Genomic DNA, 22,283 nt, shown 5'->3' on the forward strand with positions numbered 1-22,283 from the left:
GATCGCCGTTCGTGCTCTCGTCAGAGTGCCCGGCCGCGAGTCAGAGCAGCAGCCCGGCCACGATGACGGCCAGTACGAGAAGAACCACTGCGCACCTGACCGGCGCTCGCCGGATTCTGTGGACAATCCGCCTCCAGAGGCTCACCTGACTGGGCGCGGACCTGCGGTCGGCGAAGTCCGGGCTCCACCAGTCCCAGATGGGCTCGATGACGAACTGCCGCAGATTCACCCGAGCAAGGTGGCCGTGGACCCGCGCGGTCGCCACGCTGATGTCCAGTTCTTCGGCGATCTCGGCGTAGCTAAAGCCGAGGATCTCGCGCAGGTAGAACACCGAGCGCCGCATGGTCGGCAGGCTGTGCAGCTCATGAGTGACCATCGCGGCGGCGGAGGCGATAGCCGTCGGGGGAAGTTTCACCACCGATGACCAGACCACCCTGCCGGCTTCTGGGGGCCACGGCTTCGTCAGGTGCCACGCACGGGCGCTGCGCAGGATGACGCGCCGGGTTACCTCGTATAGCCAGGCGCGAGGGTGTTCGATGGTCTCCCAGCCGACGCGGAGAGCTGCTTCGAACGCCAGTTGAACAGCGTCCTCGGCACTCTCAGGGGATCGAGGCAGGCCGCAGTCCACGCTGCGCTTCAGCGCGTACCGGCACAGCGGCTCGCGCCACAGCCGGAACGCTTCCTCCGGCCCCGGCTTGTCCGGCGAACCGGATATTGCATTCTCCATTGGGGCGTTCACGCCGCCTCCGAATCCGGACGGTGAGCGATCGACGCCCTCCACATGCTTCCGTCCACGGCCTGCTCGGCGACCTCGGCGCCCTCGGGCAGCGCGGCGATCGCGGTCAGCAGCGATACCCGGGCCCTCACCTGCCACCGGTAGGCCGCGGCCCAGGCCATCTCCATCGTGCAGTGGCCCGCGACTCCCGCCACCATCACTATCTCCAGCATCATCGGTGTCGTCCTCCAGCATCACCGACCGCGCACCATCCGCGCAGCCTTAGTCAGTGACTGAGTGGGGCCCGCACCCATGAACGTTTAACGCCCGTTTCCCCGGCCACCCGATCGGACGTCCAGCGCCGGACAGTCGCCGGCGTGCTCGCGCTAGGCCGACCACCCCGTCGGACCCTCCAGAGGGCGTCGGGCATTACGGCAGTTCCCCACCAGACGAATCCAGGATGAGAAAAGTGCGCTCGGGATCGCGAACGGTCTGCGTGATCCTTCGAAGCGCGTAGTGGTGGCCGACGATGATCGGCACACCGGGCGGAAGCGTGTTCACCAGCGGCCCCAGCGGTTCGACGATCGCCACGAGGTCGGGGCCGATGTAGACCGGGACACCGTCGGCGAACTGCCGGCGGGCCCCGGGATCGAGATGGGGGCGAACGGAGCGGGTGCGCTCGAAGTAGCTGATGACCGGCTCGGTCAGGGCATCCATGCGCTCTTCCCGCGCGTGCAGGGCTGAGCGCCACTGCGCACGCCAGTCCCCGGCTGGTGCATCGCGCGGCGGGGCCGGGCCAGTCTCGGGATGATCGGGCAGCCGGTTGTGCTCAGCCAGGACGTAGTGCTCGGCGGTCCAGGTCCACGGGCCGCGCCGAAGACGTGCTCTTTCCTGTGCGGGGGTGAGTCCGGCGCACGGTTGATGCTGGAGCAGCTGGCCCGCGCAGTGCAGTCCGACGAACCTCTCCAGCGTCATCCCGGTGACCGGTTCCCAGCGGTTGTGGCCGACGCACTTCCCAGGAAACAGCCGTTTCCGGCCCCGGATGGCGCAGCGGGTCGCCGGTTCGCACCAGCGGCGGACGAAGCGGTTCAGCCCGTCGACGACGTCGAACCGGTCCTCGACGTTCGTGGCGGCGGGGATGGGGGACAGCTGGACGGCGGGCACCCGCCCGAGCCACGCCACAGGGCGGCGGGCCACCCAGCACACCTCGAGCCCGCCGGCGCGCAAGGTCTCCGTGCGCGCGGAGATGTCGTCGACGCTGATGCCCGACAGCTGCGCCTCCCACGCCACCCGCCGGTCGCCGTCCGGGGCGGAGGCCAGCACGTCCGCCCGCCATCCCGGGCCGGGAACCTCGAGTTCGGCGTGCCAGCCCGCGCTCCGGACCGCCGCCGCCAGCGCCGCCTTCAGCGCGCGGTGCGCGGCGGACTCCCCGGCCAGAGCGCAGTCACTGGCGGCGGCGTCGTGCGCGAAGTACCGCAAGGTGAGCGGGGCGGGGCTGACTTTCGCGTGCACCCCGCGGCCGCAGCCGACACAGGTCAGCGGCGGCCGCGGGTTCCGCACGCGATGCAACTGCTCCCATCCGACGCCGGCCGCGCCGAGATCAGGCATGGTCGCGTCCAGGACGCCGACGTCGTCCAGGCGGGCGATTAGCGGCATTGCGCTGCCGATGATGTTCTCGTCATCGGCGCAGGTTGGGCACGCTTGCTGACATGTACACCGGATGTGCTCGCGGACCCGCGTCGCGGTTTGGCATCCCGCTACTCCTGGGTAGCGGCTGGGATGCGCAGGGCGTTGATCGCGACACGGACGAGGATCGGCCCGCCGGCGGCCACCACCGCGGCGATCGTGATTGCCACGGGGTGCCCGCCGTGCTGGGTCCACATGCCCAGGCCGCTGAAGACCGCGAGCAGTAGGACGACCACGACGAACAGCCACTTGAGGCGCAGCAGTTCCTGCGCTCGGGGCCGGATCACTACGGCCGCTACGGCTGCGGCGTGCAGGGCCGCGGGCAAGAGGATGCCGCCCACGATCTCCCGGAAGGTCCCCATCGGCGCGAACGCCCAGCGGAAGGTTTGCACGGTCAGCGGGATCGACGCCGCTTCGGTCACGACGGCCATGATCAGGAGTGTGACCGGTGCGGCGGACCAGGTGATCTTGCCAGGTTGGGTGTCCACGACCAACGTCATCGGTGCGGGAGAACACCTGCTGGACCGCTGATCGAGTGGAACACACCGAACCCGGCAGTTATTCACCGGACGCGGCCCAGCTGACCACCGCGCGGACATCCGCCGGCGTCGTGACTGGCTATGACTATTTGAGTTGAGTGCACATGTTCGTGGGTTGTGACCGCACTTGCAGGCCGAGTTCATGATCAACGTTGATGGGAAGTGACCGTACTGGCGAGGCTAGTGCGGCTGGTGTCCTCGGTTGATCCAGCTGCGCATAACTTCGGCGGCGAGCCAATGCCCGCGGATCTCTGCCTCCTCGACGACCGGGATGCCGTTGCAGCGCCGGAGTGGGTCGGCGCCGCGAGCGAGCAGGAACGCGGAGGTGTCGACGTGTAGTGGCTCGCCGGTCTGGACGTGACCGTCGTGCTCGACGTCGATGGCGTGGCGGAGAAGGGTCAAGCCGTCGCCGTTGTCATCCTCGATGTCGTGACCGGCGTCAAGGAGGTCCCGTAGCCGGGGTAGGTCTTCGAGTTCGACGGCTTGGTGAGCTGGTGACCAGGACATGGCGTGCCTCTGCAAGATCGATGCTGGTTCTATCGCACGATATCCGGACGAGGCGGATGAGAAGTCGCTGGGCTGAGGCGATCTCGATCAGTACTCGTGAGGCAGCGGCTGTCCGCGATCGGTGTCCCGGGGTCGAAACGGACCTGCGCATCATCGGGGCTGGCGCCGAAGGCGTGGCCAATCCCGCGCCAGACGCAGCCGCTGGCTCGTGCGTCGTGCACTACCTGCGGCAGAAATCGTTCGGCCTGCTCGATCAGGCTAACGCCCAGGGCGAAGGCGGCGAGGTCGTCGCCGAGCCTAGCAGCGGCGGCGTTCAGCGAGGGTGGCCCAGGCCTCAGCGATCAGGTCGCAGGCGTCATCACCGCTTCGCGGGCTTGAAACGTTGCTGATCATGGTCCTCTGCCTGGGCTCGGCAGTGGGCGAGGCGACCAGCGTGGCGCACCGGTTTTCCAGGTCACCGCCGGGCGGTGACGTCCTGCTCCTATACGCGGCCTGTAGGAGCGGTGCGCCGACGGTTTGCTCTGCGGGGACACGGTTGCGTTCATGGAGCTCTCATGCGGCGCTGGGCGGAGACGAGGTGCAGGACCCGCCGAAGACGTGCTGACGATGCTCGGTGTGCAGCTGATGGGGCTGCGGCCGGGGCGCATCCGGCAGCCACGCCGGTGTAGTGGGCGCGCTGACGGTGGTGTCCTCGCCCGCGATCGCCGCCTCCAGCGCCCGCCGGCGATGCTGCCACACCTCGACGAGCGTCTCCAGGGACACCGCGTCGGAGTACTCCGCGCTGACGATCTCCGCAGCCCAGGCGTGCAGCAGCGGCTGCACCACGTCGGGTGCGGGCTCCGGTGCGGCTGGCCTGGTCATACCTGAGATATCGCTGAACCGTCACGAAACGCAACAAAGATGTGGAACCTCACGCGGATGCAGACGTGATCGGCACTCCTTGTGCCGTAGTTGTGTGCAGCGGTCGACCGTCGCAGCGGCTGGTGAAGCCGTCGGCGACACGTCGCTGGCGCTACCCGCCCCTAACAGGCGGCGATGGCACGATCAGGGACCTACCGGTCCCGCGCACAGGAAGTCACGTCAGTCCGATGAGTCAACCAGTCGCCGAACCCAGCCCGGTACCGGGCATCGTCGCCGCCGAGTTGCAGAGCACTGCGCGGGGCTGTGGTGGGGGGTGGTCGGGGAAGATCCGCTCGTGGCCGGGCAAGGTCGTCCCGGGCAACGACCGGCAGATCACCGCGGCGGTCCTGACGCTGATCGGGAACGCTCGCTGGCCGCGGGACCAGGCCCGGGAGCTGACCGCGTTGTTCACGCCGCTGTATCGGGCGGGCTGGTGCAACGAGGCGATCGTGCGGATGCTGGACACCGACCCGGACGGAACCCGGCAACCACCGTGGCTGGTCGATCGCGACACACCGACGATCGGACCATTGAAGATCTACCTCGCGCGGCGGCTGCACGCCTGGATCCCGGCCGATCCCGGCGAGCAGGACGACACACGCGACATCACCCGCCTTCCCGCCGAACTGCCTGATCCGCCCGTCGCGGGAACCACGTTCCGATCGTGGGCCGAGCGGATGCACCTGGTCTACGGCGACGCGGAACGCCGCACACCGGCCGCGCCCGCAGCCGGGAGTGTCGGGCCAGATCGGCGGCACGGCCGCGGTGGCCAGGCGACTCCGCTGGAGCGGCGGCGGGAAGCGGTGCGGCGACGGCAGCGCGCGCTGGGCGCGTTGTGGGAGCGCGGCGAACGCGAACGGTATGAGGATGATCCGGCCATCACCGCGGACACTGCGCTCCTGCTCGACCCCGGCGTCTACGACGCGGTGGTGATCGCGGCACGCACCGGCGATCGTGCGCAGATCGGGCGGCTTCGCCGTGCGGTCCGGCTCGCCCGTCTCGACGTCGCCGCCCGGCCGGGGCAGGACGTCGGCGCGGGCAGGGCCGCGGAGATCCGGCAGCTGGCCCAGACGATCACCCGGCGCGACGGAAGTGTGATCCCGTTGGGAAGCTTGGCGCTGCTGCTGGCCGACATGGCGTAGCTGCTGTAGGTACCGGCACGCACTGCTCGGGCCGGTGGTTCACGCGGACGGTTGGTTCCCGGCATGTTTGGTGTAGAGGCGTGAGAGTAGCCGGAAAGCGCGCGAATGGTGAACCCCGGCCATGTCGCCCATGCCGATCACATGGCTAGCTTCGTTGGCTGTATGTGTTCCGCCGAGCTTGGCCTGCAGGGCGATTGTGGCGGCGGTGCGCGACATGCTGCCGTTCATGACTGCGTGCCCCAGGGCCGCGATGTCGTCGGCGCACGCGATCACGGACAGCAGCTTCCCGGCGTAGCCCAGTTGTCGCTCCGGGCTCAGCGACGTGAACATCTCGGGCTGGCCGATGAGCATCTCGAACGAGCCTGTGTAGCTGGGCAGCGATTTGTCCCAATGGTCCAGCATGTCCGCGGCGCCAAGTCGTGTCAGCCCGTCCGGTACCAGCTTGAGCAGCGTGGCGACAGCAGCGTCACGGGGGATCTGTCCTTGGGAGACTTCTCGGCCCAGGCGCAGAACCTCCCGGTCGATTACCGCGTTGAGGTCGTCCCGGATCGGTGCGGTCACGATCGCTACTGTGCCAGACACGTCCGGCGGCGCAACCCCTCGCGTCATCGTTCCCCGACGCTGAGACGCCCAGGACGCATCGACCGGCGTATTCGAGGATCGGTGCCCGCCCCGGCCGGTACGAGTCCTTCGTCCGGGGCTGCAGCCGGCGTCCCCGGCTGATCGCGGAAACTGCCCTCGGGGTGTATGTCGGAGAACGAGGGGTCCTGGCAGCGCGTTCCGCCGGACAGGTCCGGCGTCGACGTGACGATCCCGCTCGTCAGGCGCATGGTTGCTGCTCACTGTCGAGAGTGGTGTGCCCTGGTAGGAGCGGTCCTTCGATGAGGCGTGTGGGTCTGAGGTTGACCCGAACCACCTTGTCGGCCGGCATCGAGAGTCGCGTGCGGGCGGTGACGAGCACGAGGCTTCCTGGGGCGCCGCCGATGAACCTGCGCACGGCTGGTGCGCCGTGCGCGTTGTGCAGGCGCAGCAGCACTTTCCGATGCTGCACGTTCCGGCGGTACCAGGCGATGCGCATCCGCAGCGTTCGTGGACGGTAGCGCCAGGGGTTGACCGCCGCGAGCAGGTTGGCCGCGACCGCCCGCGGGACCACCATGGTGCGCCGGTAGGCGTAGGTGTAGAGGTCGACGCGGAGGTGGGTATCCCACAGGCCACCGTTCTCGGCCACCCAGTTGTCCACGAGCGGTATCGCGACGTCCGCGGGGCCCTGGACCACCACGAAGTCGGCACCGGTGTGCAGGGCCTCGAGAATCCCACCCTCCAGCAACTGGAGTTCGACGTCGCGGGGCAGCTCTACCATCGCTTCCCTTTCCGAGAATCCTGAATGGACAACAGCTATGTCCGTCAAGCACAGACCAGGAACCGCTTGCTGGATCACGGGTCAGGGGACACGACCAGGGGTGCTATGCGGTACGGCTCGGCGAGGATCCCGTAGCGGTGCATGAGATCCGGGATGCGTTGCAGCTGAGGGACCGAGGGCCCGCTAGTGGGGTAGATAGGGATGCCCATGCGGGCGGAGGTACCCGGGGTGATGTTCAGGTGCCGTACGGCGAGGTCGCCGAGCGCGGCCCGGTCCTGTCTGAGGTCTCTGGCGGCTCTGTGCAGGGCGCGCTGGAAGGCGGCGACGGCATCAGGGTGGTTCTCGGCCCAGGCGGTGGCGGCGACGTAGACGGAGGTGGGATGGATGATGCTGGTGTCGCCGAGGGAGGCGAGCGCGGTGAAGCCGTGTGCGTCGATGGCGTCGATCAGCCATGGTTCGCGCAGCACTACCGCCTCGACATCCCGGGTCGCCGCGCGCTCGGGCATGTCCATGGGCACCCACTCGACCCGGTCGCTGGCGACAGCCTCGGAGTCGTTGTCCAGGCGGGCCTGGGCGAGAAGGCGGCCCTGGGAGCCAGTGGAGGGTGCGCCGATGGTGCGTCCGGCGAGGGCGGCGAGAGCGGGAACCGAGCCGTCACCACGGACGACGATCGCTGCGGCCCGCATGCCGAGCCATCCGGCCTCGGCGAGGATTCTCACGTCGAGGCCGCGGTAGGCCGTCTCGACCACGATGGTGCTGGCGCCGAAGGCGATGTCGGCGCCGCCGTAGACGAGCGTGTGCAGGCCGGTGTATAGGTCGTGCTCCGGGATCGTGGTGATGGCGAGGCCTGCGGCGGGGAAATAGCCGCGCTCGATGCCGTGCCGCAAGGGCAGCGTGTCGAGATCCGGATCGGCGATGACGCGGACGGCCAGCGGGCGTTCGGGCGAGAACGCCGGCCCGCACCCGGCAGTGGCCAGCATCGTCGTCACGATGACCAGAACGACGTGCAGGACAGCGGCGATCTGGCGAGAGACAGCGACCATGATCAGCGGTCCTTCCGGGGTCGGGAGTTCGTGGCGGTGTGCGGTGTGGTCGGTGTGCTGCCCCGGTAGATCGGCCTGAACGGGCGACCGGCGGGGCCGTCCGGGTCGGTGTCCAACTGCCGAGGCTTCAGCGGTGGCAGCGGGCCGTAGATCCTGCTGAACTCGCGTGTCGAGCGGCGCTCGGCGTCGGCGATGTACCAGGTGAGAAGCCCACCGATGACGAGGACGGCGGCGGCGACAGCGCCCAGGGAAATCGCCGCTACCGCGAGGATCGCCTCACGAAGGGGCATGGCAGCTACCCGCCGCCCGGTTCCGTGCCCGACGGTGACGCGCCGTTCGCGAGCCGCCGACTGCGAAGCCGCTCCGGCGCGTCGGCCCGGGCTGGGGTGCTCTACCGGTGAGCGCAGCCGGAGACTCGCGGACCAGTGACAGGATTCGCGAAGCTGGCCGATCGGAGCTCTGCGGCGACAGGGTTCGCGACGCATGGTCCGAGAGACCCGACGACCGTGCGCGGAAGTCGGAGGTGCCGTGCATTCGGTCTCCTGTCGGTGCTGTGCGTCGTGGAAGGGTTCGGCTGGGCGACCTGGCCGCGAAGTGCCGCGACTTCGTGCCGAGCGTGTAGTTGGCACCGTCGAGGCCAATCAGCAACGGTGTGTCGTGGTCCTCGGTCGTGGCCTGGACCGCTGTGCTTGGGCTGGCTAATCGCCGGCGCGGCCGTCGGAATGCCGATGCTTGTTCTCGATGTAGCGGACGGACCATTCAAACAACTGCTCGCGCGGCATTTCCAAAGCATCGGCAAGCCGGATGATGATCGAGACGTTGCTGATGCCGTTGATGCCCTTCTCGATTTTGGAAAGTGTTGCATCCTTCATGCCCGCGCGTCGTTGTACCTCTCGCTGTGAGAGGCGACGTTCACGCCGAACTCGGGTCACAAGCTCACCGAGCGGCACAGACACCTCGGTCTCGAAGTCCGCGAAAGTGACCCTCTGCGGTGTTGCTACATACTCTGTCATGGCAACTTCACCAAGTCTTCCGTGTCTCATTCTTGTGGTGGTGACAGGCTGCGGCGCCGTGCGGAACTATTAGCTGCAGCCGACGGCGGCGAGTGCACGGCGCGTCGCACGGTCGCGCGGTATGACACCGCTGCCCCCGATCTCGGCGCGGCCCGGGGACGGCCACCTGTCGTCTGTTCTGGTGAACCGCAGCGTGCCGCTGCGGGAGCCGATGAGCGTCACGACGTCGGCGGTGATGCTGAGCTGGGCTCCCGCATCGGTGAATTCGGTGCCGGCGAGGCACTTGCCGCGGTAGTCCCGGACCCCGGCCCACGTGCCCGGCGGGAAACCGATGTCCTCGGGCAGGCCTGCGGTGACCAGGCCCAAGGTCACGAGCACCAGGATGGTGGCCGTCCACGCCCGCGGTACGGCGCGGCGTAATGCGCTCAGGCTCTCCAGCGCCCACCCGACGGTGGCTCCGGCGATGCCTGCCGCCAGGACCGTGGCAAGCCACCAGGGCATGGGCAGGTAGAACGTGCCGCTCCAGGTCGCCAGCCCGCCGCCGGCTGCGAGCATGATTCCCCAACACGCCGAGGTGACCGCGCGCAGTGCTGCGACGTCGTCGCTGTCCCGGTGAGTGGTGGCGGGGCAGCGAGGGGCCAACTCGTCGTGATCCGCGAGGTGGCCAGCTCGGCGACGCCGGCGGGCGGAGCGAAGGAACAGCGGCTGTCGCGTGTCAGCGCCGGGGAGCCGTAAACGGCGCGTCTTGTGTTGCGGCGACCGTGCCTGTCTGGGTTCGGCGGGTATGGGGAATGGGCTGGATTTGTTCATGGTGTTTCTCGCACCACCACAACGTCACTTCCTGCGCGTAGCGCTTGGTGGATCCGGTCCCGCAGGATCCTGGCCATAGCTTCGTCCGGGCGCTTCATGGTCTATTCGGGGCCTTCTGTCGCGGACGGAAACGCCAGCTTGAAGCTGATTCGCTTGTGGCTGTTGGTCTGGTGGGCGGGTTCGTGGACGAGCATGCTTCCGGGGACGAGCATCGCTGCCGCCCGGGGATTGAGGACGGCGGCGTCGATCTGGGTGGTGGGCCGTCCATTCGGCGCCGGGAAGTTGGTGGGGGTGTAGTTGTCGGCGAGTTCGGCGATGTGGCTGAACCCGACGCCGCCCACGCGCCTGCTTGGTTTCCGGGTCAGCCATGCGCGCCGCCAGTCGCGGCGGCCGCGCCGCCAACGGCCGCACAGATAGTCCAGCGCGCGGGTGTCGAACGGATAGTCGCCGGGCATGGGAATGCCACCGGGAAACAACATCCGGGGCGCGTAGTGGCAGAGTTCGGTGAAGTGCTCGGCGTAGGTCGGGGGTTCGAACTTCGGCCCGGAGGGGTGGCCGAACCAGTCCCCGAGCACGATTGTCGGCGGCTTTGCCCGCGCACCGTAGGGCCGGAAGTGCTCCGCGTCGTGGCGGCGCTGGTCGCCGTCGGGGTGTCCGTGGAAACCGAAGAGGAAGAATTTCTCGTCCGCATTGTCGCGAGGGGATAGCAGCGCGCGGTTGCGGTTGCGTTCGAGGAAGCCGGGCTCGCGCCCACTGTCCCAGGTGTGTTTGTGCACCGTGTTGGCGTCGTACAGCAGCGCGGGGGCGATCTCGCCCCACTCGTTCGGGAGGCTGCCGGGGAGGATCACGTAACTGCGGTGGCGGAAGGCGGTGTTCAGCGCGACCTCCGCCTCACCGACTCCCTTGCCGCCGTAGAAGCGCCAGAAGTTCCCCTCGCCGATGACCCCGGCGTCGGGCGTCCGGCCATCCGCGCCCAGTAGTTCCACCAGCCCGTCCATGACGTAGACGGCGGACTGGTCGTGTTCCGCGCCCCCGTGGTCGAAATTGACGTAGGTGAATTCCAAATCGATGCTCATCTACCGCGCCCTGTCGCCGTGGTCCGGCAGGACGTGCAGCGTCGCGGGTTCGTCCGGCTCGACGCGGGGCAGCCGACAGGGCCGACCGGGCGCTCGCTGGCTACTGCACGGGCCAAAGAGCAGGCAGCGGGCTATCTCCGACGGCCTGCGGCGTCGAGCCTGCAGTTCCAGATCGCCGAGCACCGCGATGAACGGCAGGGCGTGGACACCCATGACCACGGGGATGCTGCGATGCCGGTCGCAGCCGATCAGCGCCCCGCACGAGAGGAAGTGCGCGTTCCAGTGGATGCCGCGCAGCACGAGCTCGACTTCCAGTTCCTGCAGATTGTCGTCCAGAGCTGCCAGCCGCCGATCCTCGGTGTCGAGCGCGCCCTGGAAACTGGCGGGATAGGTCAGTACCGCGGCGGTCGGGGAGTCGTGGTCGACAATCGTCCAGCCACGCCACTGGAGATAGCCCAGAAGCGGGTCCACGGTTCCGTCATCCGGTGGTGGCAGGTCCTCGTGACGGGCCGGGCGAATCGGGTCGATGGCCGCGCGGATTCTGGTACGGGCGAGATCGAGGATGGTCATGTCCTTCGTCTGTCTGAAGCTGGGGCGATAAGGGGGAATGCGCTGCCGCGACTGGTGCATCAGGCGGTCGCAGGTCGGGTGGGCTGGTCGATCACCACTATCCGGGCCGCTGGGCTGGCAGCGGGCCTGGTCGACGGTGAGGACCCTGCTCCGTGAGCTCGCCTGCCGGCGAGGAAGATCACGACCGGCAGGGCTAAGGCCACGATGACCGGCAGATGCCCTGGGCGGGCCGACCAGCGACTGGTGTTCATTCGGCCTCGCCCGCGATCGCGGGCGAGGCGCCGCCGAGGTCGGGGACCGAAGTGACCCGGGGATTCTGGCGAAGATCGGCGGGCAAGGTTTCCCGGGTGGTGACCAGGACTGCGGCGGCGCAGCCGGCGGCGAGCGCGCCGCGGATGTCGTCGTCGACGCGATCACCGATATGCACGATCTCTGACACACGGATCCCGTGCGTGGCGGCGATGGTGTGCCACCCGTGAGGCTGGGGTTTTCGGGCACCGAGCTGGAAGCTGGCGAACACACCGTCCAGGTACTGTCCACAGTGGAGTTGGAGGTCGTCGAGCCGGCGTGGCCCGGCGATGCAGGACACGTTCGTTAGTGCGACCACGGGCGCGATCGCGGCCAGTCGGGGCAAGGCGGCGAGCGTGCCCGGGTAGGGCGTGAACCCTCCGGTGTGCCAGGTGTCGGGCCAGGCGTGATCGGGGATGAGTAGCAGTTCGCGCACGTGCCGGGCGATTCCGGGTGTCAGCTCGGGGACGACGTGTAGGAGGGTGCGGTCGACCTCGGCGGCGTGGGTGGGGGCTTCGGCGATCTCGCGGAGGATGTCGGCGGTGCCGGGCCGGTCGAACTCGCCGAGTGTGTGTCCGACGTCGACGGTGATCAGCATGCGGTCACCACTCCGGAGGTGGTGGCGGTGATCCAGGCCAGGTGCGCGGTGATGTCGGTGAGGATCATCGGTACCGCGTAGGGAAGTTGTTCGACCGGGCCGTGGCTGATGAGACCGACTACCTCGGGTTCGTCGTCGTCTGTGGTGTCCGGCAGCGTGATGACGGGGTACCCGGAGAATCCGGGGCCGAGCGCACAGTTCTCCGGGATCGCGGCACAGAGCTCGCCGTGACCGATGAGTTGGTTGATTCCACTGCGGGGATCGACGATGGTCGAGTGGAGCTCGTGGAGCACGCCGGGGCCGTCGTTGCCGCCCGGCCAGCCAAAGCTCTTCACGTTCTGACCAACTTGGGCCGGGGTCGTCGCGAGCCGGAGCGAGGGCAGGTCGACAGAATCGACGAGTTCGACGAGGCAGATGTCGCCGACGGGACCGGGAAGCCGGCTCGCTCGCCGCAGGCGGAACGGGCCGGGGACGGGCGTGTTGATGCGGCGCACGGTTCCGGCGTGCAGTTCCCGTCCGCCGATCCGGGCGAAGAAGTTCTTCTCGGCCAGCGGCGGCTCGTCTCGTTTGCGCTGGTCGTCGCTGAAGATGTGCGCGCAGGTCAGGACCCAGCGATCGGAGATCAGCACACCGCCTCCGGCGAGCCGGTTCATGCGATCTGACCAGGTGGGCGCGTCGTAGTAGAACGCGACCGACCAGGGAGCCTCGACGTCGGTGGGGCGCAGGGTGGGCTGGGCGGCGAGTTCGTCGAGGGATGCCTGGTAGAAGCGGGCACTGTCGCCGCCGGGGATGGCTTTGCGGAGGACCTTGAACATGACGAATCCTTGATGGTGTGTCCGATGTCGGACGTCGGGTGCCTTCTTTGGCGGCGTCAGGGCGATCGCGCGGCCGCGGTGAGCGTGCAGAGGGCGCGGAGGACGAGAGCGGGTCGGTGAGCGTCCGAACCAGACGGTCACCGACCCGCCTCCGTATTAGCCCGCGAGTGTCAGGTCCGCCTGCGTGACGTGTGTCTGGGCATCACGCTGGTGCATGGTGCGGATGATCCACAGCAGGAATCGCGGTTCCGCGACCTGCGTGTAGATCGTCGAGGCGACACAGGCCTGGGTGTGCGAGCGTGACCCGAGTCCGGTGAGGACCCAGTCCCGCCCGTACCGCTGCAACGCTGCGCCGCCGGAGTCACCGGCACACGCGGTGCCGCCGCCCGGGGCAGTGCCCAGACAGATCTCGCCGCGTCCGATCCCCGCTGGGGCGCAGTCGTCCTTCGGGGCGATCGGCACGTCGAGCTGCCGCAGCCACGTCGGTGCCGGGGCACCCCAGTGAGCCGGATCCGGGTCGGTCATGCCCCACCCGATGATCCGGGTTTGCCTGCCCGCCTGGGGGTTGGCGAGTTTCGCGGGCTTGACCTGCCATCCCGGTACCGGGTGGTCCAGCTGGATCACCGCCAGGTCCCAGATGCGGCCGTCGCCGTCCGGCACGCCCCACTCCCAGTGTTCCGGGAGCGAGATCGACGTGACCCGCCGGACGGCTCCGCCGGAGTGCCGGTTGGTCGACCCGATCCGCAGGGTGTACTGCGACGGATCCTGCGGTACTGCCTGCGTACCCACTCCGGCCCGCCGCGGGGGCGGTGCCTGCTGGAACGCCCGCCATTCCAGCTCGCCCGCCCGGTCCGCGCGTTGCGGCGCCGGAGGCATGATGGACAGGCAATGCGCTGCCGTGACAACGAACTCGGGGTGGATCAGCGCACCGCCACAGGTGTGCCAATCCTTCACGCCGTTCTTCAGCAGCTGGATCGACCCGGCGCCGGCGTAGGCCTGCGGGGCCCGTTCGCCGCCGACGATCATCGGCGACATCTCGTCGCCTCCGCTGTCGGTGGCGGCCGGGCTGGTGGTGCTGGCGGGTACGACCGTGGCCGCACCGTGGTTCCCGCCGTCGGCGGCAGCGACCGGCGCGGCGCCGAGGCCGGTGGCGACGAATGCCGCCAGGGCGGCCACGGCGACGCGCAACCCGCCACGGCGGCGGGTTCTCGAACTTGTTGCTGTCACTGTTTCCCTTCTCTGATAGTGCTTCCTGACGTTCCCCGCGGGCGTGCGGGGAGCGCGACTGTGGGCCACCGGATGTCCGCGGTGGTGTGCGGCGATGTCGGCCACCGGGTGCGGTGCTCGCCGCACCTGGCCGGACACGGTGGACAGTCCTTTCCGGACGGCACGACACTTCGCGCGGGGCGGCCCGTCGTGTCGGGTGGTGGATTCAGCTGTCGCCGGGGCCTGGGGCGGATTGAGCGGCGTCGACGAGCTGCTGGTACAGCTCCGGCTCGCAGCCGGTGCCGGGGGATTGCGCCATGTAGAACATCGGCACGCCGGTATCACGCCGGAACTGGACGAGCCGAACCGCGCGGTGGGTGGTCACGTCGACGAACAGGTGCTCGGATGCGGAATGGCGGTGCTCGATCCGGCGACCGAGCAGGCCGGACAGCCACTTTCCGGCGTCCTCGCGGTCCAGCGGGTCGGCGTCGGTGACCTTGCTCAGCCCGCGCGGGACCACGTCGATCGCGGCGTGGTCGACGAGATCCGCGATCCACGCGGCGTGCGCGAGGTCGGGGTGAGCGGTGTCCTGAACGGTCACGGTCGATGTCGTCACGACGCGTTCCTCGTTGCGATCGCGCCCCACGTCGGAAGTTCCGGGCCCGCGATGTCGGCGGGTTGCGGGCCTGCCCACTGCGACCCCGGCGCGACTCCGGGGGGTTCGAGCGTCCAGCCGGTGCCGTCGAACCAGCTTTCGACCTCGGCCTGGGATCGCGGCGTGAGTTGTGGCTCGGGTGTGAAGGCCAGGTGCCTGGCCAGGTCATCGAGCGCGGCGGCGGCCGCGCTCCCCGGGGGCGCGGTGCCGAGGGTGTTCACACCGATCACGCTGCCGGGAGGGAGCTCCTCGTGGTAGGCGCGCATCAGGTCGGTGACGTCACCAGGCCAGTGCGCCGGATCGGCGACCATCGTGAGACACACCGGTGTCGTGAGGTCCAGCGACCAGCCGCCACGCTCATAGACCTGGTGCAGCGGCCGGTGGACCTCGTGGACCGCGGCCTTGACCGCCGCAGCTCGTTCTGCCTCGAGCGCGGCCAGGGCGGTGTGCTGGTGGCCGAACAGGGTGTTTTCGCGAGCCACCAGCACCGTGCTGGGCGCGCCGACGTAGGCCTTGGCCTGGGTGTACGGAGTCTTCCTCTCCGGGCCGAGCGGCAGCGGGGCGCGCAGGACCACGAACTGGCTGACCCCGCGCTCCTCGGCCGCGAACGCGATGACGTCGTTAAGGAAACGCCGCTGCGCCAGCACACACCAGCGATAACCGGGCACATCGGCGTCGATCCGCTGTGCCAGGTCCCGGTCCGCGACAAAGACTCCATCGGATCGGACACCGAAGTTCTCGTCGAGGAAGAAGCCATTGACACGGCCGATGGTCGGATTGTCAGTTTCAGCGTCCAGGTCGGGGACGGTCCCGTGCGGGGTCAGGAGGTACGGGTCAGGCGTCGAGGTCATGGCCGGGATTCCTCGCGTGATCGACAGTGCTGGCAGACGGGCGTGGTCTCGTGCAGGGCGGGCGGCGTGCGATCACCGTGATCAGCTCCGCCGCTGCGTCCGTGGCGGCCCGTGATGCGGCGGGGTCCGGTGGGGCAGCGATTTCCACGCCGCTGCACCGGATGAGGTCCCATGCGTGCGGATCGGTGAACATGTCCAGCACGTCTGAGGCAGTGCGCAGGACCAGGGGCGATGGCAGGGAGCTCGTGAACGCGGCCTCCACTGGTGAGCGTCCCGGATCCGGTGTCGTCGCCGTATGCCGTGGAGCGACATGAGTGACCGACACCCGGCTGTCCGCGGGCAGCACGTTCCACAGGTCATCGAGCAGTGCCTGCGGGTCCCAGGTGTGCTGGAGCGCGGAGGACAGCACAACCCAGATCGGGGCGTCGAGGGTGATCTCCCCGCTCGCGGCGGCCGTGCGCAGGCAGGCTCCGAGACCGGGAGCAGACGACATCCAGCTGACGCCCGGGGTCTCGCGGTAGGTTTCGACCATCCAGGACCGCACCGCGGATTCGGCGTCGTCGAGCAGGTACAGCACACGGGTCCCGCTGCTGGCAGGCAGCGCCTCATGCACGGGCGTCCACGGTGGGAGGTCGGGGCCGACGACGACGTACTGCCAGAACCCGTCCCCGGGGGCCTGGCCGAGGGTCCTGTCCCGGAACTCGTGTTCAAGCGCGATCGTCGCGGGGAAAGCGGGCATGCACTCACGGATCCGCCACGCCGCTGACATGGCTGCGGGGTCATCCCCGCGGCCGCAGAGCGCGGCCCGGACCCCGGCTCGTGTCACGATCCACTGTGGACATTCAGGGGGAGGCGCCGCAGTGTCGGATCGGCGTGGGTGCTCAGGCATCGTTGCGTGCTTTCGTGATCGTGGGAGTGGTGGTGCCGCATTCGTGCGGTACGTCCCAGGGGCGAAGGGAGAAAGGGCCTACTGGTCTGGTGGGGGCGCGATGATCAGGTCCGAAATACGGACCGGCTGTTTGATCACGCCGAAGTCGTGCATCAGGTCCGCCCAGCGCTGTAACTGCACCGCGGACGGTGTGAGCGGGAAGATCGGAAGTTTCATCAACTGGGCGTCGCCGGCGTCGACCTTCATCTCGCGCACGGCGAGCTGCTGCACGATCTCGGGTTTCGATGTCACCTCGGCCGCGGCCCGGCGCAGCGTCCGCTGAAACGCCGCGATCTCCGCCGGGTGCTGTTGCGCCCAGGCGGCCGTGACCACGTAGCTGCCGGTCGGGATCGACTGCTCGAAGCCCCCGCCCTTGATCGGATCGATCAGCTGCTTCAACTGCAGCTTCGTCGCCGGCGTGATATACGGCTCGGGAAGCAGCGCGGCGTCGATCTCCTTGCGGGCAAGCAGCCCCGGAATGTCGGGGAAGTTCGCCCGCGTCCACTGCACAGTCGAATCGTCGACCTTGTGCGTGGCCATCACTGCGCGGGTGAGCATGTGGCTCACACCGTTGACGCCGTTGTGCGCGATCCGTTTCCCGGCCAGGTCCGCCACCGAGGGCACCGAGCCGTCGTCACGGACCATGATCCACATGGTTTCGGGCCCCGCCATCGCGGCCTGGGCGATGACCCGCAGATCCAGGCCGCCCGTGGCGACGGCCGAGATGATCGCGACATCACCGGCGTAGGCGATATCTGCGTCCCCGGCCTGCAACTTCGCGATGCTGGCCTGCCCGCTCTCGGCGGGGACCGGCGTCACCTCGATTCCGGCAGCGCGGAAGTAGTCCCGTTCGATCGCCCACCGTAGGGGAACGGAGTCCAGGATCGTCATCAAGGTCGCCGCCACCTTCGGCTGCGGGCCAGACGACTCGTCGGTGTCGCCGCCGAGAAGCCCGCAGGCTGACGTAGCGAGCAGAAGTGTGGCGGCGAGGCCGACACTGAGAACGCTGGAACAGCGTTTAGTGGTCAAGCGAGACGATCTCATCATAGTGACTCCGATAGCGACGCAACGGGGAATGGGGCGAGGTAAGGGGACGCCGGACGCGAGTCGGCGGGAACAACAACTTTGAGCCGTGGTGACACGGTTAGTGCTGCTGACGCTGTCTGAACGGGGTTCGGCGGTGATGCTCGTGCGTGGTCAGCAGCAGGCCGCGGAGGGTGTCGGGGCAGGCGCTGCGCGGCTGCAGACTCGGTGAGCGCAGCTGATCTCGGTGCAGTCCGGCTTCGGAAAGAATCATCCAGAGCACCGCGGCACGGGAATCTGCCGCGTCGCGGTCCTGGTGCGCCGATGCGAGCATGCGATGCCACAGGAAGGTGGCCTCGGGGTCCATAGTCCAGCCTCGGAAGAGACCTTTGCGGGCCGAGTTCGCGCGCTGCAGTGCCGTCCAAGCCACTGTGTACGCCGGGCCCTCGAGTGCGGCGAGCATGTCCTCGACTGGCAGATCTCTCGACAGGGTCGCGCGGACAGCGAGACCGCACGGCCCAGCCAGCCGGGCGACTGCCGCACCGTCGGCGACAGTCAGCCGCCCACCCCGGATCGTCACCGCGCGCTCGAGGACGAGGTCGGCGGCCAGCGCGACCGCGATTGCATGTCTGTCCCGATGAGACTGACGCGTGAACACATGATCGCGCCGGTCTTCGCCGACCGCCGACAGCACCAGCGCCGGCAAAGACGTCGGGCCCTCATACGCTAGTAGCGCCGTGGAATCTGTTGAGTGCACAGTGTTCCTCCCCTACAGCCCGAGAGCCGGTCGGGGCGGCTCTCTCCGAAATGCGGGTGACTACGCGAGCGGCCAGGGCTGCCCCTTGTGCGCGACGCCGCCGAGGTTGAACCGATCGGTGGCGACCCGCTCACGGAACGGGCCGGGCGGATACCACTCCGGGCACGGCACAGGTACGCGGGCGTCCGTCAGCGCGTGAGGAACAACCAGCGATAGATCGGCGAACAATGCCTCGATGTCCTTCTGCGGAAGGAAAGGACGAGTCCCGAGACCTCGCGCCGTCAGTTCGTTGCCCGCCCGCAGTGCGGCCTCGGCGCCATCAAGGTCCTCAGGCGCACACAGGTGCGTCAGCGCCAGAAACGAACCGTCCCGAAGTGTGTCGCTTAAACCTGTGATGATGTCCTGCACAGTCCACTTCGTGCCGTGAGGCACGAACGGCAGAGTTCCGCACAGCAGCAGCGCAACCGGCTGATCGGAATAGAGCGGGAGCTGCATGTCATACAGCCGGCGGAGCAAGTCAGGATCGTAAATGTCGGCCTGGACAACCCGGACCACGGAACTAGCCGAGTTGAGGGACGTGTCGTACTCCGAGCGCGCGTGACTGAAGATCACTGGCTCCGATTCGACGTAAATAACGACCGCATCCGAGTCCGCCCGCTGAATACGCTTATGCAGCGGATCCCCGTCCACAGCCCACTGGTCGGCTCCACAGACAACGAACGTTCTCACCTGCGTGCGCCGGAGCAACATCTCGCAGACCCGCAACTGAAACCTGCGGTCCTCCTTGAACAGACGGCTCGCGGTGGCCGCCCCGTCCGGCAACGCCGCACTGACCGCGCGTGCGACCTGCCGGTCCTCCTCGTAGTGGTCCTTGCCACCGACCAGCGCGTCGATCAACCGAACACGGCTGGGACCCTGCAGAAGAGTCAAGTGCTCAGAATGCATTGACTGCGGTGCACAGCTTGGTTCTCGTGGGATCTCTTCAATTGGTGCGTGGGCGTTCACGACTGGATCACTAGCGGTTCCGATCCGGATGGAACATGCTCGACGTCGTAAGGGGGCGCGCGGTGTACCGACCGGCAGGCCAGGTGAGTCGTCGTCGTGAGGCGTCGAGATCTAAAGGTGTGGGCTTTCTCTACTGGCTGTAACACGCCAGTAGTTGACCACCGCGAGGATCGGCTTTATAAGGTGGCACGGGGGGTGTGTAGGGGGTGTGCAGAGGGTGCGAGCGGTTCAAACCCCGTTGGACCAGGGAGGCGGCGACCGCTGCCAGGTCCAGCGGGAGCGAACCGTATCCTGAGTTGGCAGACTGTCAAAGTGCCCAGGCAAGGGTACGAAGTGGAGGGAACAACCCCAGCAATGCGGATCAACACGGTGTTCTTCGACGTGGGGGAAGTACTAATCGACGAAGCCCGCGAGTATGGAACCTGGGCGGACTGGCTTGGCGTCTCCCGGCACACGTTCTCAGGCGTGTTTGGGTCTATCATCGCCCAAGGACGAGACTATCGGGAAACTTTTCAGGAATTCAGGCCCGGTTTTGACCTCGCTGAAGAACGAGAAAAACGCGCAGCCGCAGGTCAGCCTGAATGGTTCGGAGAGGATGACCTCTATCCAGATGTCCGACCCTGCCTCGCTCGGTTGCGTGAACTAGGCCTAACGGTAGGGATCTCGGGGAACCAAACGGCTCGCGCCGAAGGACTGTTGCGTGATCTTGACCTGCCACACGACATCCTCGGCACTTCAGACACGTGGGGCGTTGAGAAGCCGTCAACGGAATTCTTCACACGCGTCGTAGCCGAGGCAAGGGTTCCAGCTGAGCAGATTCTTTACGTCGGTGACAGGCTCGACAATGATGTCGCTCCGGCGCAAGAGGTCGGAATGAAGACAGCTGTTATCCGGCGCGGGATCTGGGGCCATGTCCTCCGAGACCCGGAGTCACCGATTGAGAAGGCTTGTGTCTTCACACTCGATTCGCTGGCTGATCTTCCCAACCTCGTGCAGGCCTACAACGCCGACCAGGGCTAGGGCTCGATCGAGCGTTGGGGCCGTAAAAGTTCGTGCGTGCGGTCAATCAACCTCCTTCCCGTCGGGGCGGTCGACAGCGCGGCGTGTACACGAGGGAGCCGCGCCACGGCCATCCGATAGGGCGCCTGCTCCAACTGGTCGCAGGCCTTAATAGCGAGCTCAACGGCATGTTCGGGCGATTTGGCAGCGTGGGCGGCGGCAAGATCCAGCAGTAGTACCGAGCGCTGCTTGCCGCTGTCCGCGCCAAGATCCTCCAGAGACTGCTGCAGCCAGGCGATAGCTTCGTCGAAGCGGCCGGCCAGGAGTGCCGTGTTGCCGGCGAATCCCGCGAAGCGTGAGCCGTCGAAGAAGTCCATCCACAGCGGTGCCGTGCCATCGGACTTGGCGAGATAGTCCTCAGCCTGCTTGAGGTGACGACGACTCTCTGTTACCTGTTCATTGCGGGCGTAGATCTCTGCGGAGACACAATGCAGCCACGCTCGTACTAAGGGGTGGTGGCCTGAGTTCCGCCACTGGCGTTCGGCGGCTACGAGGAAGGGGCGCGCATCGGCCAACCTCTCGTCGAAGCCTGGCACAAATGCCTGGTGAGCGGCCACGGCGACCGCTAACGAGTGGTCTTTGGCGTGGGCGACGCCGGCCGCGGCTGTCCTGAAAGCGTTCAGGGCCTGCCTTTCGTAGCCATCGAGATCGAAGAACGCCAGTCGCGCTACGAGCAGTGCGCACTCTGCAACTGCGGCCGCCAAAATGGGCTCGTCACCCTGGGCTTCACCCAGCATCTCGCTACCGAGAGCCATATGTGCTTGCGCTGCGTGAAGGAGCATTCTCGACTGGGAAGTCCAGTACAGCGTGCGTTGATGCGCGACAACTTGGGCATAGGCGGCCACCGCCTTGGGGTCTGTGCCCGTTGCTCGTCGGCGTCGGTCGACCGACAGCACCTCGTCCTGGTCGACGTCAAGTGGAACGCCTGCTGCTTGGAGAGCTGACCGCCAGGTCTCATCGGCACCGCCTGCCAACACCGGTACGACCTCCCTTGCTGTAAACCTCCCTCGTAGGTTCACCATGCCAGATGCCAGGGCGATGTCGTACGGCCGGGGATCGGCCGGCCGGAGTGCCAGCTCCTCGTCGGTGAGGAGGCCCAGCTCTGATGCGCTCTTGTTGAGGACCATGCAGAGGTGCTTGGCAAAAAACTTGCTAGTGCCGTTGCGGGTTTCCCAAGATTTGACCATCTGCTCGGTGACTTCGCGATATCCAACGAGCTCTTGATCCCGTTCGGAAGCGATGCTGCGATTCAACTGGCGGGCAAGTTCGCTGCGGCTCCATCCACGATCCACTCGATACCATTGCAGCCGCGGATTCTGCTTGAGTTCTCTTTGACCTGTCACGAAGAGCCCCCTGGTCCATTGTTGCCCGGTCGCGCGCCTCGAATGGCTCTCGCATGTTGCTGCGGTCGTTGCAAGCCGTTGGCGAAGTTTCACTGGTCGCTGCCCGCGCACGTGGTCACAGAGTATCCGAGAACTGCTACTTGATGTGCCGCAGGCTCTGCACGACACCTAAAAGGAGTCTCCGGCGTGCGATGAGCGCCTCCTCGGCTCCGGTGTCCGTTACAGACGGTGGCACTGAGCCAAGTTGACGGATGTGGAGCTCGTGAACGCGCATGGCCCACTCACACCCCCTGTGCACCCCCTGCACACCCCCTGTGCCACCTTATGAACCCGACACTGGAAGTGGTCAACTACCGGGCGTGTCACAGCCTGCAAAGAAAAGTGCGAATTACTG

General features: G+C 67.5%; 26 protein-coding genes. 2 read left to right on the top strand and 24 right to left on the bottom strand.

All coding sequences use genetic code 11. The features are described from left to right. Positions 1-40: 40 nt before the first annotated feature. The 6 genes from ACOCEP_RS27925 to ACOCEP_RS27950 form a co-directional block, all read right to left on the bottom strand. Positions 41-739: an RNA polymerase sigma factor gene (locus ACOCEP_RS27925; RefSeq protein WP_482332007.1), complete on the bottom strand. Its 699-nt coding sequence runs from the start codon at positions 737-739 to the stop codon at positions 41-43. Continuing rightward, positions 736-951: a hypothetical protein gene (locus ACOCEP_RS27930; protein ID WP_482332009.1), complete on the bottom strand. Its 216-nt coding sequence runs from the start codon at positions 949-951 to the stop codon at positions 736-738. Before ACOCEP_RS27930 ends, ACOCEP_RS27925 begins: the two co-directional genes overlap by 4 nt. A gap of 193 nt (positions 952-1,144) precedes the next feature. Continuing rightward, a complete protein-coding gene (locus tag ACOCEP_RS27935; RefSeq protein ID WP_482332010.1) occupies positions 1,145-2,371 on the bottom strand; it encodes a competence protein CoiA family protein in 1,227 nt (408 codons plus the stop codon). A 101-nt stretch (positions 2,372-2,472) separates the two neighbouring features. Beyond that, complete coding sequence (locus ACOCEP_RS27940) at positions 2,473-2,901, bottom strand: hypothetical protein (RefSeq protein ID WP_482332011.1); 429 nt, start codon at positions 2,899-2,901, stop codon at positions 2,473-2,475. Positions 2,902-3,120: 219 nt separating this feature from the next. Then, positions 3,121-3,447 carry an ankyrin repeat domain-containing protein gene (locus ACOCEP_RS27945; protein ID WP_482332012.1) on the bottom strand — a complete coding sequence of 109 codons (327 nt, stop codon included), beginning with the start codon at positions 3,445-3,447 and terminating at the stop codon, positions 3,121-3,123. Between the two features lie 552 nt (positions 3,448-3,999). Continuing rightward, entirely contained in the window at positions 4,000-4,308 is a 309-nt protein-coding gene (locus ACOCEP_RS27950) for a hypothetical protein (RefSeq protein ID WP_482332013.1), read from the bottom strand. 227 nt (positions 4,309-4,535) lie between these two features. On the opposite strand from ACOCEP_RS27950, the gene ACOCEP_RS27955 reads away from it, so the two are divergent. Further along, a complete protein-coding gene (locus ACOCEP_RS27955) occupies positions 4,536-5,489 on the top strand; it encodes a hypothetical protein (RefSeq protein ID WP_482332014.1) in 954 nt (317 codons plus the stop codon). A gap of 39 nt (positions 5,490-5,528) precedes the next feature. On the opposite strand, the gene ACOCEP_RS27960 is transcribed toward ACOCEP_RS27955, so the two are convergent. The 17 genes from ACOCEP_RS27960 to ACOCEP_RS28040 form a co-directional block, all read right to left on the bottom strand. Beyond that, entirely contained in the window at positions 5,529-6,050 is a 522-nt protein-coding gene (locus tag ACOCEP_RS27960; protein WP_482332015.1) for a hypothetical protein, read from the bottom strand. A gap of 259 nt (positions 6,051-6,309) precedes the next feature. Further along, positions 6,310-6,849 (bottom strand): hypothetical protein, encoded by a 540-nt coding sequence (locus ACOCEP_RS27965; RefSeq protein WP_482332016.1) that lies wholly within the window; start codon positions 6,847-6,849, stop codon positions 6,310-6,312. A gap of 74 nt (positions 6,850-6,923) precedes the next feature. Continuing rightward, the gene (locus tag ACOCEP_RS27970) at positions 6,924-7,892 is read right to left on the bottom strand and encodes an ABC transporter substrate-binding protein (RefSeq protein ID WP_482332017.1); all 969 of its coding nucleotides are present in this window, start codon (positions 7,890-7,892) and stop codon (positions 6,924-6,926) included. A 2-nt stretch (positions 7,893-7,894) separates the two neighbouring features. Continuing rightward, positions 7,895-8,182, bottom strand: a complete 288-nt coding sequence (locus ACOCEP_RS27975; protein WP_482332019.1) for a hypothetical protein — start codon at positions 8,180-8,182, stop codon at positions 7,895-7,897. Positions 8,183-8,590: 408 nt separating this feature from the next. Further along, entirely contained in the window at positions 8,591-8,905 is a 315-nt protein-coding gene (locus ACOCEP_RS27980) for a helix-turn-helix domain-containing protein (protein ID WP_482332020.1), read from the bottom strand. A 69-nt stretch (positions 8,906-8,974) separates the two neighbouring features. Beyond that, positions 8,975-9,460 carry a hypothetical protein gene (locus ACOCEP_RS27985; protein ID WP_482332022.1) on the bottom strand — a complete coding sequence of 162 codons (486 nt, stop codon included), beginning with the start codon at positions 9,458-9,460 and terminating at the stop codon, positions 8,975-8,977. Positions 9,461-9,816: 356 nt separating this feature from the next. Further along, the gene (locus tag ACOCEP_RS27990) at positions 9,817-10,779 is read right to left on the bottom strand and encodes a hypothetical protein (RefSeq protein ID WP_482332023.1); all 963 of its coding nucleotides are present in this window, start codon (positions 10,777-10,779) and stop codon (positions 9,817-9,819) included. A gap of 12 nt (positions 10,780-10,791) precedes the next feature. Beyond that, positions 10,792-11,361: a hypothetical protein gene (locus ACOCEP_RS27995; RefSeq protein ID WP_482332024.1), complete on the bottom strand. Its 570-nt coding sequence runs from the start codon at positions 11,359-11,361 to the stop codon at positions 10,792-10,794. A 247-nt stretch (positions 11,362-11,608) separates the two neighbouring features. Beyond that, complete coding sequence (locus ACOCEP_RS28000; RefSeq protein ID WP_482332025.1) at positions 11,609-12,247, bottom strand: HAD family hydrolase; 639 nt, start codon at positions 12,245-12,247, stop codon at positions 11,609-11,611. Further along, positions 12,241-13,062 (bottom strand): trypsin-like serine protease, encoded by an 822-nt coding sequence (locus ACOCEP_RS28005; RefSeq protein WP_482332026.1) that lies wholly within the window; start codon positions 13,060-13,062, stop codon positions 12,241-12,243. Before ACOCEP_RS28005 ends, ACOCEP_RS28000 begins: the two co-directional genes overlap by 7 nt. A 156-nt stretch (positions 13,063-13,218) precedes the next feature. Further along, a complete protein-coding gene (locus ACOCEP_RS28010) occupies positions 13,219-14,289 on the bottom strand; it encodes a S1 family peptidase (protein WP_482332027.1) in 1,071 nt (356 codons plus the stop codon). 205 nt (positions 14,290-14,494) lie between these two features. Beyond that, the gene (locus ACOCEP_RS28015; RefSeq protein ID WP_482332028.1) at positions 14,495-14,884 is read right to left on the bottom strand and encodes a hypothetical protein; all 390 of its coding nucleotides are present in this window, start codon (positions 14,882-14,884) and stop codon (positions 14,495-14,497) included. Beyond that, on the bottom strand, positions 14,881-15,774 hold the full coding sequence (locus ACOCEP_RS28020) for an SAM-dependent methyltransferase (RefSeq protein WP_482332029.1): 894 nt from the start codon (positions 15,772-15,774) through the stop codon (positions 14,881-14,883). Before ACOCEP_RS28020 ends, ACOCEP_RS28015 begins: the two co-directional genes overlap by 4 nt. Then, on the bottom strand, positions 15,758-16,663 hold the full coding sequence (locus ACOCEP_RS28025) for an SAM-dependent methyltransferase (protein ID WP_482332030.1): 906 nt from the start codon (positions 16,661-16,663) through the stop codon (positions 15,758-15,760). The genes ACOCEP_RS28020 and ACOCEP_RS28025 overlap by 17 nt, the downstream gene beginning before the upstream one ends. Before the next feature lie 78 nt (positions 16,664-16,741). Next, complete coding sequence (locus ACOCEP_RS28030) at positions 16,742-17,749, bottom strand: ABC transporter substrate-binding protein (RefSeq protein WP_482332032.1); 1,008 nt, start codon at positions 17,747-17,749, stop codon at positions 16,742-16,744. A gap of 97 nt (positions 17,750-17,846) precedes the next feature. After that, positions 17,847-18,431 (bottom strand): hypothetical protein, encoded by a 585-nt coding sequence (locus ACOCEP_RS28035; RefSeq protein ID WP_482332033.1) that lies wholly within the window; start codon positions 18,429-18,431, stop codon positions 17,847-17,849. A gap of 111 nt (positions 18,432-18,542) precedes the next feature. Further along, positions 18,543-19,427 carry an SAM-dependent methyltransferase gene (locus tag ACOCEP_RS28040; RefSeq protein ID WP_482332034.1) on the bottom strand — a complete coding sequence of 295 codons (885 nt, stop codon included), beginning with the start codon at positions 19,425-19,427 and terminating at the stop codon, positions 18,543-18,545. 414 nt (positions 19,428-19,841) lie between these two features. Here ACOCEP_RS28040 and ACOCEP_RS28045 point away from each other — a divergent pair, with 414 nt between their 5' ends. After that, a complete protein-coding gene (locus tag ACOCEP_RS28045) occupies positions 19,842-20,507 on the top strand; it encodes an HAD family hydrolase (RefSeq protein ID WP_482332035.1) in 666 nt (221 codons plus the stop codon). On the opposite strand, the gene ACOCEP_RS28050 is transcribed toward ACOCEP_RS28045, so the two are convergent. Beyond that, positions 20,504-21,889, bottom strand: coding sequence for an NsdA family TPR-like regulatory protein (locus tag ACOCEP_RS28050; protein WP_482332037.1), 1,386 nt, complete (start codon positions 21,887-21,889; stop codon positions 20,504-20,506). The two genes, ACOCEP_RS28045 and ACOCEP_RS28050, sit on opposite strands and share 4 nt — an antisense overlap. Positions 21,890-22,283 lie beyond the last annotated feature (394 nt).

This window comes from Amycolatopsis sp. CA-211722 (assembly GCF_056828465.1).